Below are 302 nucleotides of genomic sequence, written 5' to 3'. Positions count from 1 at the left end.
AGATGGCCCTGTGAGGTTTAATGATCTTACAAGAATGTTGGGCGGAGCCAGCAAGAAGATGGTTGACCAACGCCTAAAAGAACTAGAAAGTGAAAATATGGTGATACGTCGCGTGCTCAATGACAAGCCATTAGCGGTGAGCTACGAGCTGACCGAGTTAGGCACAAGTGCTCTGACGATTCTTGATGAATTACGGAAGTGGTCTGAAAGTAACAATGTTCAGATCAAATGATGTGCCGCTCAACAGTGTTGGCTAAAACAATCCCTGAACTATTTATATAAACAAGACAACCGATATAAAC

General features: G+C 43.0%; 1 protein-coding gene. It reads left to right on the top strand.

What is annotated here, in order from left to right; translation table 11 throughout:
* On the top strand, positions 1-232 hold a 232-nt coding region (locus BCT81_RS05005; RefSeq protein ID WP_133152558.1), incomplete at its 5' end, for a helix-turn-helix domain-containing protein.
* Between the last annotated feature and the right edge of the window lie 70 nt (positions 233-302).

Origin of the sequence: Vibrio sp. 10N.261.52.A1, from assembly GCF_002876325.1 — a bacterium.
In the GTDB taxonomy this organism is placed as follows: Bacteria; Pseudomonadota; Gammaproteobacteria; order Enterobacterales; family Vibrionaceae; genus Vibrio; species Vibrio chagasii.
Note: the sequence above shows the minus strand (reverse complement) of the source record. Positions and strands in the feature narration are given on the sequence as shown.